This window comes from Ruegeria sp. BC7 (assembly GCF_056539165.1).
Genome location: NZ_JBQFUL010000002.1, coordinates 628,074 through 643,303, shown reverse-complemented (window position 1 = coordinate 643,303; position 15,230 = coordinate 628,074). Strand labels below are relative to the sequence as shown.

The following is a 15,230-nucleotide window of genomic DNA, read 5'->3' as shown; positions in this document are numbered from 1 at the left end:
ACTTCTATTTTGCACGCACATTTAGTCACCATTTGTGCAAAAGCACCAAATTTAGGCACGATTTTTGCTATCTGCCTCTTTTTTCCTCACCTCCCCTCCGCTTCAAAGCCCGCTACGCGAGTTTAAGAGGAGAGCGGCTGATGAATGGAGCCGATACCGCCTGGATCATAGTTGCAACGGCACTGGTCCTTTTCATGACACTTCCGGGCCTGGCCCTGTTCTATGGTGGCCTCGTGCGCGCCCGCAACGTGCTGAGTGTCTTCATGCACTGTTTCAGCATTGCGTGCCTGATGAGCATTCTTTGGCTCGTCGCGGGCTACTCGATCGCGTTCGGCGACAGCGGGTCGGGGCTTTGGGGCGGTCTGGGCAAAGCCTTTCTGAACGGCGTCGACGCCGACAGCTTGTCGGGAACCCTGCCGGAAGTCCTCTTTTTTGCTTTCCAGATGACTTTCGCCATCATCACGCCCGCGCTGATCGTCGGTGCCTATGTGGAACGTGTGGGCTTTGGCTTCGTTATGATCTTCTCGGGCCTGTGGATGCTGCTGTGCTATGCGCCCGTGGTACATTGGATCTGGGGCGGCGGCATCCTGACCGACGGCGGAATTCTGGGTGAGGTCGGCGTGCGCGACTTTGCGGGTGGCATCGTGGTGCATGAAACTGCGGGTCTGGCTGCGCTGATCATTGCTGTTGTGCTTGGTCCTCGCCTGAATCGTACCACTCCGCCGCACAACCCCGGATTTGTGATGGTTGGCGCCGCGATGCTTTGGGTTGGCTGGTTCGGCTTCAACGGCGGGTCGCAACTGGCCGCTGACGGCGGTGCTGCGATGGCGATGACCGTGACGCATATCTCGGCCGCGACAGCCTCACTGACATGGGCGCTGTACGAGCGGATCAAGTACGGCAAAGCCTCGATGGTCGGTCTGGTGACCGGTACGATTGCGGGTCTGGCCTCGATCACCCCGGCTTCGGGCTATGTCGATCCAGTGCAGGCGCTGATCATTGGCGCCGTCGCAGGCGTACTCTGCCAAGAGGCCGTCAACGTCATCCGCAACATTTTGAAAATCGACGACACGCTGGATGTCTTTGCCGTTCACGGCATCGGCGGCATCTTTGGCACGATCATGATCGCCGTATTCGGCCTTGGCGCGTGGACCGCACAACTGGGCGGGCTGGTCATCGTGGGTGTCTTTACGGCAGTTGTCACCTTTGCCCTGATCAAGGTGGTTGCGCTGATCACACCGCTTCGCGTAGACGCCGAGACCGAAACAAATGGCCTCGACCTGTCGGTACACGGCGAACGAGCCTATGACATGAGCAGCTAAGCCCACCTTGGCGCTCGGGTCCGTTTTGGACCATGGCGGGCCTCGCATCTGCGGGGTCCGCTTTTCTTTTGGCTGGCCTCTCGACTCTGGGGGGTGCGGCGCGTTATCAGCCCGCAACCTGTTTTCAGCCCAGAGGTTTGCATCATGATCCCCAGCTCCTACCCCGACAGCACCGAAATCGCCCGCCTGACCGCGCGGATGCTGCTGGAGATCAAGGCCGTCCACTTCAATTCGCGTGAACCGTTTACACTGGCCTCGGGCCTACCCAGCCCGACCTATATCGACTGCCGCAAGCTGATCTCATACCCGCGCATTCGTTCGACCCTGATGGATTTCCTGACCGTCACCGTGATGCGCGACGCGGGGTTCGAGGCGTTCGACAACATCGCCGGTGGTGAGACCGCGGGTATCCCCTTTGCCGCGATGGTTGCTGAACGCATGGCCCTGCCGATGACCTATGTTCGGAAAAAGCCCAAAGGGTACGGCCGCAACGCGCGCATTGAGGGTGCGATGAGCGAGGGCGAGCGCGTGCTGCTGGTCGAAGACCTGACCACCGATGGCGGATCAAAGCTGTCGTTTGTGGATGCGATCCGCGACACCGGCGCGACCTGCGGGCATACGGCGGTGATCTTCTACTACGGCATCTTCCCCGAGACGGAAAAGACGCTGGGCGACCACGGCGTGCAACTGCACCACCTGTGCACCTGGTGGGATGTTCTGGCCGAAGCCAAGGCGCAGAAAGCCTTTGATGCAGAGACACTTGATGGGGTCGAGGCTTTCCTGAATGACCCGCGTGGATGGCAGGAAGCCCACAAGAGCTAAAAAACCACCTGTGTATAAGCTGGGGGTAACTCGCCACAGAATCGCCCCCAGAGCACTTGCATCTAGTGTCGTGAACATGGCGTCGCACTAAATGTTGCGCCGCGCGGTGTTCTTTGGCAAAGTTGTCCAAACTTATCCCAAGCTGAAGCAGAGTTATACGCGACTTATCTTCAGAGATTTACAGATGGCCCTGTCGGTGCCGGATTGATTAGAACTGTCGCACGGGCAGCGGGGACAAAATGAACGAGATAAGCAGTATCGAGCAGGCAGCGGCGCAAATTCAGAACGCCGAAACCATGCCGCACTCTATCGAGGCCGAGCAGCAGCTTCTGGGCGCGATCCTGACGAATAATGACCTGTATGACCGGGTGGCCTCGATCATCGGGGCCGAGCATTTCTATGACCCAGTTCATGCCCGCATCTACGAAGTCGCGGCCAATCGCATCGCCAAGAATGCGCTGGCCTCGCCTGTGACGCTGAAATCCTTCATGGCCGAGGATGAGGGCCTGAAGGAACTGGGTGGTCCGGCCTATCTGGTCAAACTGGCCGGTGCCTCGATCAGTGCGTTCGCGGTGCATGATTACGCCCAGATGATCTATGACCTCGCCATCCGGCGCGAGTTGATCCGGCTGGGCCGTGACATCTCGGACAAGGCGGCACGGGTTGATGTCTCAAGCGAGCCAAAAGAACAAATCGTCGAGGCCGAACAACAGCTTTATCAGTTATCCGAGCAGGGCCAGACCGAACAGGGATTTCAATCCTTCCTCAAGGCGGTCACAGAAGCCGTCAACGTCACCAACGAAGCGTACCAGCGCGGCGGTGGCATGGCGGGGATTTCCACCGGTCTGGCCGATTTGGACAAACAGCTTGGCGGGTTGCACCCGTCGGACCTGATCATTCTGGCCGGGCGTCCGTCGATGGGGAAAACCTCATTGGCGACCAACGTGGCGTTCAACGTGGCCAAGGCATATAAGCGCGGCACCAAATCGGACGGATCCGAAGGGGCGGTTGACGGCGGCGTGGTCGGGTTCTTCTCGCTCGAAATGAGCGCCGAGCAGTTGGCGGGCCGGATTCTGGCCGAAGCGTCCGAGATTTCCAGCCACAAAATCCGTCAGGGCGACATGACGGAATCAGAATTCCGCCGTTTCGTGGATGCCGCGAAAGAACTGGAAGCCTGCCCGCTGTTCATCGACGACACCCCGGCCCTGCCGATCTCACAACTCGCCGCCCGCGCGCGGCGGTTGAAACGGACGCATGGGCTGGACCTTTTGGTGATCGACTATTTGCAGCTGTGCCGGGGTATGTCCGACAACCGCGTCAACGAGATTGCCGAGATTTCGATGGGCATGAAGGCCATCGCCAAGGAACTCAACATCCCGGTCATCGCGCTGTCTCAGCTCTCGCGTCAGGTGGAAAGCCGCGACGACAAGCGCCCGCAACTGTCCGACCTGCGGGAATCAGGCTCGATCGAGCAGGACGCCGACGTGGTGATGTTCGTGTTCCGCGAGGAATACTACAAAGAACGCGAAAAGCCCGGCGATCACGAGCTGGAAAAGATGGAAGAGTGGAAACAGGCGATGGAGCGTCTGCACGGCAAGGCCGAGGTCATTGTCGGCAAGCAGCGACATGGTCCCATCGGTACCGTCGAACTGTCGTTTGAGGCGCAGTTCACCCGTTTCGGAAATCTGGTCAAACCCTGGCAGCAGGACGGCCAGATCGAGGGCTACTGACCTACCACAGCTCGGGTTTGTCAAATGCAGGAACGCAGCGCGACGGACCCGAGAGAGGGGCCGCATCGCCCCCGGTCAGCGACTGCCCAATCCATCCCTGTGGTTGGCTCAGCTTTTGGGGCGGACGGGCAAAATCTTCAGTCATCGGCTTGAATCCTGTTTTGCCGTAGTAAGCGGGATCACCGTAAGTTATTGCGAAATCAACGCCTTGCTCCTTTAGGTCATCCAGCGCAAAACGGATTAGCTTCTGCCCGATCCCCGCTTTCTGGCGATCGGTTTTTACGGCGACCGGCGACATCAAAACGACGTTGCGCGGGTCTTCATCGTAAAACAGGCGCGAAAACAAAATGCATCCCAAAAGAACTTCAACATCGTGTGCCAGATAGCAGCGCAGATCGTCGTCGCGTGTCGCCATTAAGTCCTGTACCAACGACGTCAGAGCCTGACCTTCGGCGGCCCCTTCGGAGGCGGTAAAAACTTCCCCATAAAACGATGGTATTTGCGCCTCGAAACCAGCGTATCCCGACGTGAATTCAATCATGTTCGCTCTCTTTCCTGTGGCCGTAACCCAGGTGAACGATTCCCCGGGCAGACGGCTGTTGATCACAGGTTAAACACAATAGGGCACCCGTAAAAATGAAAACCCGACCGGCAAATTGGTGCGCCTACTTCAAAATACAGGCCACATGCCGCCCACGTTCCGTTCAATCGAGGTAATTATCGGCGCGTACCCCCTTGACCTGCCGCGATCCAATGTCATGAACAGAGCCATGAGTACCGCACGTTTGACGATCAATCTTCATGCGCTGGCCAGCAACTGGCAGGCGCTCGACGCGAAAACCAATGTCGAGACCGGCGCAGTGGTCAAGGCCGACGCTTATGGCCTTGGGGCCGAGCCTGTTTCGGCAACGCTGGCCGAGGAAGGCGTGCGCAAGTTCTTTGTGGCAGCAGCGGAAGAAGGGGCCGCCGTCCGGCAGGCGGTCGGGCCTGTGCCAATGATCGGCGTGTTTTCGGGCCATATGGAAGGCGACACCGACCTGTTGCGCGACCATGACCTGACACCCTTGATCAATTCGCCCGAACAGTTCCAGCGCCACATCGAAGCCCTGCCCGATCAGGCGTTCGGGGTTCAACTGGACAGCGGTATGAACCGCCTGGGCCTTGAACCGGCGGACTGGGCGGAACTGCGCCCCAGGGTTGAACCCCTGAAACCGCTTGTTGTCATGTCGCATCTGGCATGCTCGGACGAGCCTGACCACCCCATGAACCAGCAACAATTGCGCAGCTTCCGCGAGATGACTGATGGAATTTCCGCGCCGCGCTCGCTGGCGGCCACTGGCGGAACGCTGCTTGGCCCCGAATTCCACTTTGACTTTTGCCGCCCGGGTATCGGTCTGTATGGCGGGTTGCCATTTGCTGACGCGAAACCGGTGGTGACCGTAGACTTGCCGGTCATACAGGTACGCGAACTGGAAGTCGGAGAGACGGTCGGCTATGGCAACACCTGGACAGCCCGGCGACCGTCGCGCATTGCAACCGTCGCCGCAGGTTATGCGGATGGGTTGCACAGGGCAATCGGCGGCGGGATCGACGCCTTTTCAGGTGGTCAGCCCTGCCCCGTCGTTGGGCGTATTTCGATGGATCTTATTACCGTCGATGTCACCGATTTGCCCAAAGACCCCGAGCGTCTGCGCATCCTGAATGGTCACCAGACCGTCGATGATCTGGCCGAGGCCGCCGGCACCATCGGATATGAAATTCTTACATCGCTGGGCGCGCGATATTCCCGAGGCTACGTGGAATGAGCGCGCTGGACTTGCTGGGCGGTCTTGGTCGCGCAGTGCTGACCTTGCTTGCGACCTTTGGCAAGGTGGCCCTGTTTACCGTGGATGCGATCTCGCACATATTCCGGCCACCTTATTACCCGCGCGAATTTGCCGTGGCACTTATGAATATCGGATGGCTGTCTCTGCCCGTTGTTGGCCTGACGGCCATCTTCACCGGCGGTGCGCTGGCGCTGCAAATCTATGCAGGTGGCGCGCGGTTCAACGCCGAGGCCGTGGTGCCGCAGATCGTTGCGATTGGCATGGTGCGCGAGCTTGGCCCGGTTCTGGTCGGTCTGATGATCGCCGCCCGTGTAACCTCGTCCATCGCGGCTGAAATTGCGACCATGAAAGTCACCGAGCAGATCGACGCGTTGGTGACACTGTCGACCCACCCGATGAAATACCTAACAGCGCCCCGCGTTTTGGCCGCGCTGATCACCGTGCCCCTGCTGGTGGGCATCGGGGATATCATTGGCATCGCCGGAGGGTACGTTGTCGCGACCGAGAATCTGGGCTTCAACGCCGCGACCTATCTGCAAAACACGGTCAATTTCCTTGAAACGCGCGACATCGTCTCATCGCTGGTCAAAGGGGCGGCGTTTGGCCTGATCGCGGCGATCATGGGCTGCTACTACGGCATGAATTCAGGACGCGGCGCGCAAGGCGTCGGTCGGGCGACCAAGTCCTCGGTCGAATCCGCCGCAATCATGATTCTGGCCGCAAACTTCATTCTGACAGGGGTGTTCTTCTCGGTATGATCAGGATGGACAATGTACACAAAGCCTTTGGCACCAATCAGGTTCTGCACGGTATGAGCCTTGAGATTCCCAAGGGCACCTCGATGGTCATCATCGGCGGATCCGGCACCGGCAAGTCCGTGGCGCTGAAATGCATTCTTGGCCTGATCAAGCCCGACAACGGCATGATCTATGTTGACGGCAAGGACGCGACCAAAGGTGACCGCGATGCGTTTCTGGCGCGGTTCGGGATGCTGTTTCAAGGTGCGGCGTTGTTTGACTCGCTCCCTGTCTGGCAAAACGTGGCCTTCCGCCTGTTGCGCGGCCCGTTAAAACGTCCACCAGAATATGCACGCGAGATTGCGATTGAGAAACTGCGCCGCGTAGGTCTGAAATCCGACGTGGCGGACCGGTTCCCGTCTGAGCTGTCCGGCGGGATGCAGAAACGAGTGGGCCTCGCCCGCGCCATTGCCGCCGAGCCCGAGATCATTTTCTTTGACGAGCCCACCACCGGTCTGGACCCGATCATGTCCGGCGTCATCAACGACCTGATCCGCGAGATCGTGACCGAGATGGGTGCCACCGCGATGACCATCACCCACGACATGAGTTCCGTCCGCGCGATTGCCGACAACGTCGCCATGCTGCACGGAGGCGTCATCCAATGGACTGGTCCCGTTGGGCAAATGGATGCCTCGGGTGATCCTTACGTGGAGCAGTTCATCAGCGGCAGTGCCGAGGGGCCGATTGAGGCGGTGCGGTAGCTGGTCCCTTTATGGGATCCGCCATTCCAAAGTCTTGGTGGTACATATTCCAAGCACAGATGTATCGTAAGCACTTGAATCGTCATTTGTAGGGACGACGAAAAACTTGCAGCCTGTTTTTCTGCCCCATAGATGTTCAGATGCTCAATCTGGACTTGCCAATGACCCTTCGCCTCGCCACCCTCTCGCTGCTGATCCTCTACCCCATCGCGTGGTTCGCCCCACTGATGCGCGCGGGGCTTCTGCCGATCTTCGGCCTCAGCGAGATCAGCGTGATCACCGGCCTGCAGTCCCTGTGGAAATCTGACATCTTCCTCGCGCTGATCGTCACCGTCTTTGCCTTGTTCGCGCCCTACATCAAGACGATCGGCACCGCGCTGGTGCAGTGGGACCTGCTGGACGCCCGCGTTCAACCCGCGCTGAATATTATGGGCAAGCTGGCGATGGCCGACATTTTTCTGATCGCGCTTTACATCACGCTGGCCAAGGGCATCTCCTATGCCACCATCGAAACTGCGTGGGGGCTTTACCTTTTTACAGCCTGTATTCTGGCCTCAATCGCGCTGGGATACATTACGGAAATGACATCCAATTCACGAAAAGCTCAGACCTGATTGATTGAAAACCTTCATCTGGCTATCATCTTAATATTTCGAGCAGCAACAATTAGTAGTTTCAGGTCCGCAGCGGATCAATCTGTGTGTGTTAATTGTCCTCCGCTCTGACCTGATTTGTGCCGGTTTGAGAAGGAGTTCGTCTGTCATGACCGCCCTCCATAATATCACTTTGCAATTTCAGAATGCCTTTTTAAGACTTACTTTTTTCCTAATATGCGCTGCGGCGCTTTTATCTGTTGCGACCACGCTTTTATCTGCGCTTGGCGTGCTTCCGTGGTTGTCCATGCAAGCCGCGTTCGGCTCGGGCACGTATGTCGATGCGGGTATGTTCATTCAAATTGGATTGACCGTCCTGATTCTTATGCTGGCGTTCTATCTGCCTGCAAACGCCCGCATGATGGCGCTGGAAAACGCTCATCGAAAATTTGCTTTGAACATGCAGGACATTTCCTACGCATATCAACTGGCCCACGCTGCGGATCGCGGAAATACCTTTCTGCTGTCCTCGGAATTCGATGCGGTCAAGGAACGGATGGCCTTTCTGCGCCACCACCCAGACCTGCAATCGCTGGAGCCTGAAATCCTGGAACTGGCCGCACAAATGAGCCAGATCAGTCACGAACTGGCCGAAACCTACGGCGACGCCAAAGTTTCGCGTGCGCGTATGTTCCTGCAACAGCGTCAGGAAGAGATTGAGCAATTCCAGCAGCGGATCGGCGACGCCCAGACCATCCAGCAGGAACTGCGACAGTGGACACGCGATATCGAGATTGAGGAATCCATCGCCAAGTCCCAACTCGCAAGGCTGCGCGATGAGTTGTTCGAGCTTCTGCCGGAACTGTCCGCACAGTTGCAGGCGCCGCTCGAAGAGCGCGAGACCTCGGAATCCAGCGTTATTGCGATGTCGCCACCGCGTGCTGCGGAATAGGCGCGTCAGCGCCCGCTGCGGACGATGACCCATAGGGTCTGAGGACGCAGCGCGCCACCGTCGGTGAGGAAAGCCCTTAAGGGCTTGAAGAACCGACCGTTCTCGGGCACCAAGGGCGGCATGGCGAAGACGACTTCTTTTTCCTGTTCGGCCTGTGGTGCCACCCATTCCCGCTGGTCCGGGCGGTGCGACAGTTGCGGCGAATGGAACACGATTGCGCAGGATGTCCCCCTTTCGGCTGGCCCTGCAAAAAAATCCCTCGGCGGCAAACGTGGCCAGCCAATCGCACTCACGGACCTGTCGACCGAGGAAACACCCCCGCCCCGCACGCTTTGCGGGGTTGATGAACTGGACCGCGTTCTGGGTGGTGGACTTGTACCCGCCTCGGCCTTGCTGGTGGGCGGAGACCCCGGCATCGGCAAATCCACTCTGCTGCTGCAGGCCGCCGCCCGCTTCTCGCGTGCTGGTGTCAAAACCATCTATGTGTCCGGCGAGGAAGCCAGCGCACAGGTACGGATGCGCGCGCGTCGTTTGGGGCTTGAAGACGCACCGGTGCAACTGGCCGCTGAAACAAACCTGCGCAACATCCTGACCACGCTCGAGGCTGAAAAGCCCGGCCTTGCCATTATCGACTCGATTCAGACCATGTGGGCAGACAACGTAGACAGCGCCCCCGGCTCGGTGTCACAAGTAAGGGCCGCAGCGCATGAATTGACCACGTTTGCGAAACGACACGGCATCTCGATCATCATGGTCGGCCATGTCACCAAAGAGGGTCAAATCGCGGGTCCGCGGGTCGTCGAACACATGGTCGATACGGTGCTGTATTTTGAGGGCGAGCGCGGCCACCAGTTCCGCATCCTGCGCGCGGTCAAGAACCGTTTTGGCCCTGCCGATGAGATTGGCGTGTTCGAGATGACTGGAAAAGGACTTGCGCAGGTCACCAACCCCTCGGCCTTGTTCCTGTCCGAACGCGGCGCCCCCAGCCCCGGTTCGGCTGTTTTTGCAGGTATCGAGGGCACGCGACCGGTTCTGGTTGAATTACAGGCACTTGTCGCGCCTTCCCCACATTCTCAGCCGCGCCGTACCGTAGTGGGTTGGGACAGCGGACGGTTGGCCATGATCCTGGCGGTGCTTGAAGCGCGGTGCGGCGTGCCCTTCACCGGGCTTGACGTTTACCTCAACGTGGCCGGTGGCCTGAAAGTCAGCGAACCCGCCGCCGACCTTGCAGTCGCTGCCGCGTTGCTCAGCGCGCGCGAGGACTCTGCCTTGCCTGCAGATACAGTCGTATTCGGAGAAATCTCATTATCCGGGGCACTTAGACCGGCACCTCAAACCGAAAATAGGTTGAAAGAAGCCCAAAAACTTGGTTTCACATCTGCCATAGCTCCGGCGGGTGGTAAAACGGGTACTGTGGCAGGTCTGACACTCACCCGACCCTCTGATTTGGTTGGGTTTGTTGGCGAAACCTTCGGAGCAGGTTAAGGTAACGCCTTAAGAGGCTGAAAAAAATACAGGCGAGGGCCATGGAAGGTTTTACAATTATTGACGGGGTGGTAGCCCTGATCGTCGTGGTGTCAGGTCTGCTGGCCTATTCGCGCGGCCTTTTGCGTGAGGTTTTGGCGATTGCGGGTTGGGTCGCAGCCGCCGTTGTCGCCTTTATTTTCGCGCCACAAGTCGTACCGCTGGTGAAAGAAATTCCAGTGGTCGGGGACTTCCTGCGCGACAGTTGCGAACTGTCGGTGATTACCGGTTTTGCCGCTGTATTTGCAGTTGCTCTGATTGTGGTCAGTATCTTTGCCCCGCTGTTCTCGTCGGTCGTGCAACGCTCGGCGCTGGGTGGGCTGGATCAGGCTCTTGGCTTCTTTTTCGGCATCGCGCGAGGGCTTCTTCTGGTTGCCATCGCGTTCTTTGTCTACGACACGGTCATGACAGGCCAGTCTTATACTATCGTCGACGAAAGCCGTTCGGCGAAAGTATTTGAGCAATTCAGCGACAAGATCGAGGAACAAAATCCCGAGGCAGCCCTTGGTTGGGTGACACAGCAATACGAAGAACTGGTAGCAAGCTGCACCGACAGCGCCGCACCGGTCGAAGGTTCTGCACCGACCGAAGACACAACGGCCCCGGCCACAACCGAATAGACGAAAGCCCGGTGAAAGCCGGGCTTTTTTCTTCGGCTATTATGGCAAATTCAGATGAACCCTTCACCCGCGCACACGGTGCAGCGGATGCTCTTTAGACCGAAGCAGCCGTCGCAGCGGCTCAAAATTGGCTTCCCGAAAACATCGCGACTTTTAACGATCTCACCGGCCCCGTTGCATATCTGACAAGGCGCGCGCCCCATGCCGCGACAGCGGTGACACCGGCGCCTAGCCGGTTCCTCCTTCTTTTGCCCTTGTTTGTGCTGCCACATGCCTGAAACTCTCTAAAAAATTTGCATTATCAAACAATCATTTTTATCGAATTGACAGCACAAGCCGCACCCCATGACACCTTTTCACGCGCATTGTGGCAAAATCCACCTGCGTCAAATCGCAAGTGTGATCCTTTGATGACACCGGCAGCGATAGGCATTATGTGAGTGCCGAACTGACATGGAATCGGAGCCACCGATCTTGCTGTATCTGTCTTTTTTCGCGCCTGCCCTTTACAACGATGGCGCGTACGACTCGTCGCCCGGACGAGCCGCCCGGCGCACAGATGCTAACATGCGAATGTTCCAACCCTCGTCGCAAATCAAAACGTCATAGAAATTGGAGCCCGTACATGTGTGGGATTTTGGGGATCGCAAGCAGAACGCATGATGTGTTTGCGGAAATCTATGACGGGCTGCTGATGTTGCAGCACCGGGGTCAGGACGCCTCGGGGATCGTCACATATACCGGAGAATTCTTTCGCGAGAAAAAGGCCAACGGTCTGGTCAAAGATGTGTTCAACTCCAAGGACGCCGAAACGCTGATGGGGAAAGTTGGCATCGGCCACGTCCGCTATCCGACAGCCGGGTCACTCAGCGCGGCGGAAGCACAGCCGTTTTTCGTGAACGCGCCCTACGGGATCTACTTGGTTCACAACGGCAATATCACCAACACCGCGCAACAGCGCGAAAAGGTCACGGGTAAATACAGCCGCCATCTTCGCACCACTTCGGATTCGGAAATCCTTTTAAACGTGATGGCCGACAAGGTTGCTGACGCGATCAAGGTCAACGGCAACGCCGATCCGATCCGAAACATCTTTGCCGGTGTGAAGATGACGATGGAGCGTGTGCAGGGTGCTTATTCCGTCATTTGCCTGATCGCAGGCGTCGGGATGTTGGCGTTTCGGGACCCTCATGGCATCCGCCCCCTGTCTGTCGCGATCCGCGAGACCGAAGGTGACGGCGACGACTATGCCTTTGCCTCGGAAGACGTGGCTTTTGGTATCAACGGGTTCAACAAGATGCGTGACCTTCGCCCGGGCGAAGCGATCCTGATCGACCTTGATGGCAACATGCACGAATTCCAGGCCGTCGAAGGCAAGCTGACGCCGTGTATCTTTGAATACGTGTACCTTGCGCGTCCGGATTCGCTGCTGGACGGCGTATCTGTCTACAAGACTCAGATGCGCATGGGGCAAACTCTGGCCAAGCAGATTCAGGATTCTGGGCTTGAGATTGACCGGATCATCCCGGTCCCTGACAGCGCCCGCCCTGTCGCGCTTGAGGCTGCCAAGATCACCGGCATTCCGTATCGCGAAGGTTTGGTGAAGAACCGTTATGTCGGTCGTACCTTCATCATGCCCGGTCAGGAAGAGCGCCAAAAATCCGTGCGCCGCAAGCTGAACGCCGTACCGCTGGAATTCGATGGGCATAATGTACTGCTGATCGACGACTCGATCGTGCGCGGCAATACGATCAAGAAGATCGTCCAGATGTGCCGTGAGGCTGGTGCGAAAAAGGTCTATATCGCCAGCGCCTCGCCTCCGGTGAAGTACCCCAACGTCTATGGGATCGACATGCCCACCAAGCATGAATTGATCGCCAACGGAAAAGAGATCGAGGAAATTCGGCAAGAGCTGGGTGCAGACGCCCTGTTCTACCAACATCTCGACGACCTGATCTGGGCGGCCAAGGAAGGCAACCCCGAGATCGAAGCATTCGACTGTTCATGCTTTGACGGGAAATATATCACCGGCAGCGTCAGCAAAGACTATTTGGACACGCTGGAAAACAGCACTCGGGTCAGCAAAAAGCGTGAGGACATGCAGGTGCCCGGCGGGTCGTGGAACGCGGCAAAGCTGGCCTCTGGTTAAGCCCCACATCGCGAATCAGTTACGAAAATGGCCCGGATTGCTTAGGCGACCGGGCCATTTTTTATGTTCGTCCGCTGACGGATTGGTCGATTTCCGCGCACAACCCTCTGGCGAAGGAAACGCGTTCGCAATGGGTTCGCCGGGCTGTCATATCATGTGACGGAACGGCCCGCCGACCACACCTTTTGTTCCGGTCGCGCGTTTGATAGCCCCCTGCCACCAACTACTCAACACAAGGGGCTGGGGCCGTGTGCCCCGGCCGCAGTTCATGTCAAACGCCACCGTCACAAGCGCTGCCACGCAGAAGGGCGCGTTGAAGAAAAACTCTGTTTCCCTGCTTGGGGTCTTTGGCCCGAAAACCGATATGCGGGCGCTGGTGCGTTTGTCTTCGGGTCGCGTGAAAGAAGTCAAACTGGGCAGCCGTGTCTCCTCGGGCACTGTAGTCGCAATCGATGCTGAAGGTGTCATGCTGCGACAAAGCGGCCAAACCAAGCGGATCGCGATACCCGGCAGCTAATCCTGTCTTGACGCCTTGCGCGCAGAGGTTCAAACCGCGTGCATGACCGATCAGACCAAAATAGCTCTTGTCACCGGGGCGTCTCGTGGGTTGGGCGCGGCCCTTGCCGAGGCACTGGCGCCCGAACACCACATCGTTGCCGTTGCCCGCACCACCGGCGGGCTTGAAGAACTGGACGACCGCATTCAGGCCAAAGGCGGATCAGCGACGCTGGCCCCTATGGATATTGCCGATCCCAACGCGATGGCGACCCTGTGCAGGGGCATCCATGACCGCTGGGGCAAGGTGGATTTGTGGATACATACCGCTGTCCACACCTCGGCCCTGACGCCCGTTCACTTTGTGGATCCCAAAGAGTGGACAAAGGCCGCAAGCATCAACGCAACGGCGACGTCCATTCTGATCCCATACGTGGCACCTTTGCTGGGTGAAACTGGACATGCCGTGTTTTTCGATGATCCAAAGGCAGGTCAGAAATTCTATGGCATTTATGGCGCGACCAAGGCGGCCCAGATCGCCTTAGCGCGCAGTTGGGCCGCAGAGACCGAACGCACCGGACCGCGTGTGTCAATCGTTGAACCCGCACCTATGCCGACTGCCGTTCGCGCCAGATTCCATCCCGGAGAAGATCGCGATGCGCTGACCTCCACAGCAGACGAAGCCGCGCGGATTCTAGCCTTGCTTTAGGGATGGCCCGTTCCGGGCCATGCCTCCGGCGGGGATATTTTTAGCCAGATGAAGCGGGCGGATTACCCGATATGGGTTCCGTTTCGCCCCGCCAGATCGACAAAGAACTGCCATGCCACCCGGCCCGAGCGTGCACCGCGCGTAGCCTGCCATTCGATTGCCTCGGCACGCAGCGTTTCGGGGTCTACGGTCACACTGTAAGCGGCACAGTACTGGTTGATCATTGCCAGGTACTCGTCCTGATCGCAGGGGTGAAAACCCAGCCACAGCCCAAACCGATCTGAGAGCGAGACCTTTTCTTCCACGGCTTCAGACGGGTTGATGGCGCTGGAGCGTTCGTTTTCAATCATGTCCCGCGGCATCAGGTGGCGGCGGTTCGAGGTGGCGTAGAAGACGACGTTTTCCGGGCGGCCTTCTATACCACCATCCAGCACCGCCTTGAGCGATTTGTAGTGCTGGTCATCATGGCTGAAGGACAAGTCGTCGCAGAAAAGGATGAACCGGTGCGGGGCGGCCCGCAGGTGGTTCAGCAGGCGCGCGACCGAGCCCATATCCTCGCGCTGGAGTTCCACCAGTTTCAAGTTGGGGTGGTCGGATTGCAGGGCACCGTGGACGGCCTTGACGAGGCTGGATTTACCCATCCCCCGCGCGCCCCACAGAAGTGCGTTGTTGGCTTTGAAACCTGTTGCAAAGCGCCGGGTGTTGTCCAGCAGTGTATCGCGGGACCGGTTGATCCCAACAAGCAGATCCAGATCAACCCGGTTGACCTTGGTCACAGGCTCAAGCCGATCGGGTTCCACGTGCCAGACAAAGGCCGGAGCCGCGCTGAAATCCGGCGCGGCCAAGGGTGCAGGGGCCATCCGCTCCAGAGCGTCAGCGATGCGGTTCAGGGCTTGGTCGTCCATGGGGGCCTCCGGTCTTGTCGTCGCGGTTTCAAACCATGTTCCGGCTTGCGCAACAAGGTCCAGAAAGGAAAAAGGCGCGCCA

General features: G+C 58.3%; 15 protein-coding genes. 13 read left to right on the top strand and 2 right to left on the bottom strand.

The window, feature by feature from the left end:
* Positions 1-140 precede the first annotated feature (140 nt).
* From ACR0KS_RS08205 to ACR0KS_RS08195, 3 genes are all read left to right on the top strand, one after another.
* The gene (locus ACR0KS_RS08205) at positions 141-1,322 is read left to right on the top strand and encodes an ammonium transporter (protein WP_170567004.1); all 1,182 of its coding nucleotides are present in this window, start codon (positions 141-143) and stop codon (positions 1,320-1,322) included.
* Positions 1,323-1,466: 144 nt separating this feature from the next.
* Complete coding sequence (locus tag ACR0KS_RS08200; protein WP_170481649.1) at positions 1,467-2,144, top strand: orotate phosphoribosyltransferase; 678 nt, start codon at positions 1,467-1,469, stop codon at positions 2,142-2,144.
* A 239-nt stretch (positions 2,145-2,383) separates the two neighbouring features.
* Complete coding sequence (locus tag ACR0KS_RS08195; RefSeq protein ID WP_170567006.1) at positions 2,384-3,874, top strand: replicative DNA helicase; 1,491 nt, start codon at positions 2,384-2,386, stop codon at positions 3,872-3,874.
* A 1-nt stretch (position 3,875) separates the two neighbouring features.
* Here the strand turns inward: ACR0KS_RS08195 and ACR0KS_RS08190 are convergent, their stop codons facing one another.
* On the bottom strand, positions 3,876-4,415 hold the full coding sequence (locus ACR0KS_RS08190) for a GNAT family N-acetyltransferase (RefSeq protein WP_170567007.1): 540 nt from the start codon (positions 4,413-4,415) through the stop codon (positions 3,876-3,878).
* A gap of 229 nt (positions 4,416-4,644) precedes the next feature.
* Between ACR0KS_RS08190 and alr the strand changes: the two genes are divergently transcribed.
* The 10 genes from alr to ACR0KS_RS08140 all read left to right on the top strand — a co-directional run bounded on the left by alr (position 4,645) and on the right by ACR0KS_RS08140 (position 14,243).
* Positions 4,645-5,679: an alanine racemase gene (gene alr, locus ACR0KS_RS08185; protein ID WP_170567009.1), complete on the top strand. Its 1,035-nt coding sequence runs from the start codon at positions 4,645-4,647 to the stop codon at positions 5,677-5,679.
* Positions 5,676-6,458: an MlaE family ABC transporter permease gene (locus ACR0KS_RS08180; protein ID WP_170383005.1), complete on the top strand. Its 783-nt coding sequence runs from the start codon at positions 5,676-5,678 to the stop codon at positions 6,456-6,458. Before alr ends, ACR0KS_RS08180 begins: the two co-directional genes overlap by 4 nt.
* Entirely contained in the window at positions 6,455-7,201 is a 747-nt protein-coding gene (locus tag ACR0KS_RS08175; RefSeq protein ID WP_170567011.1) for an ATP-binding cassette domain-containing protein, read from the top strand. Before ACR0KS_RS08180 ends, ACR0KS_RS08175 begins: the two co-directional genes overlap by 4 nt.
* 161 nt (positions 7,202-7,362) lie before the next feature.
* Complete coding sequence (locus tag ACR0KS_RS08170; protein ID WP_170382999.1) at positions 7,363-7,815, top strand: paraquat-inducible protein A; 453 nt, start codon at positions 7,363-7,365, stop codon at positions 7,813-7,815.
* A 148-nt stretch (positions 7,816-7,963) separates the two neighbouring features.
* On the top strand, positions 7,964-8,746 hold the full coding sequence (locus ACR0KS_RS08165) for a DNA repair protein (protein WP_170413505.1): 783 nt from the start codon (positions 7,964-7,966) through the stop codon (positions 8,744-8,746).
* Between the two features lie 120 nt (positions 8,747-8,866).
* On the top strand, positions 8,867-10,231 hold the full coding sequence (radA, locus tag ACR0KS_RS08160) for a DNA repair protein RadA (protein ID WP_170567096.1): 1,365 nt from the start codon (positions 8,867-8,869) through the stop codon (positions 10,229-10,231).
* Between the two features lie 41 nt (positions 10,232-10,272).
* Positions 10,273-10,890, top strand: a complete 618-nt coding sequence (locus ACR0KS_RS08155; RefSeq protein WP_170481632.1) for a CvpA family protein — start codon at positions 10,273-10,275, stop codon at positions 10,888-10,890.
* 625 nt (positions 10,891-11,515) lie between these two features.
* On the top strand, positions 11,516-13,039 hold the full coding sequence (gene purF, locus ACR0KS_RS08150; protein ID WP_170551584.1) for an amidophosphoribosyltransferase: 1,524 nt from the start codon (positions 11,516-11,518) through the stop codon (positions 13,037-13,039).
* A gap of 268 nt (positions 13,040-13,307) precedes the next feature.
* The gene (locus tag ACR0KS_RS08145) at positions 13,308-13,556 is read left to right on the top strand and encodes a hypothetical protein (RefSeq protein WP_170382986.1); all 249 of its coding nucleotides are present in this window, start codon (positions 13,308-13,310) and stop codon (positions 13,554-13,556) included.
* Positions 13,557-13,598: 42 nt separating this feature from the next.
* Positions 13,599-14,243, top strand: a complete 645-nt coding sequence (locus ACR0KS_RS08140) for an SDR family NAD(P)-dependent oxidoreductase (RefSeq protein WP_170481625.1) — start codon at positions 13,599-13,601, stop codon at positions 14,241-14,243.
* Positions 14,244-14,305: 62 nt separating this feature from the next.
* On the opposite strand, the gene ACR0KS_RS08135 is transcribed toward ACR0KS_RS08140, so the two are convergent.
* A complete protein-coding gene (locus tag ACR0KS_RS08135) occupies positions 14,306-15,148 on the bottom strand; it encodes an ATP-binding protein (RefSeq protein WP_170567013.1) in 843 nt (280 codons plus the stop codon).
* Positions 15,149-15,230 lie beyond the last annotated feature (82 nt).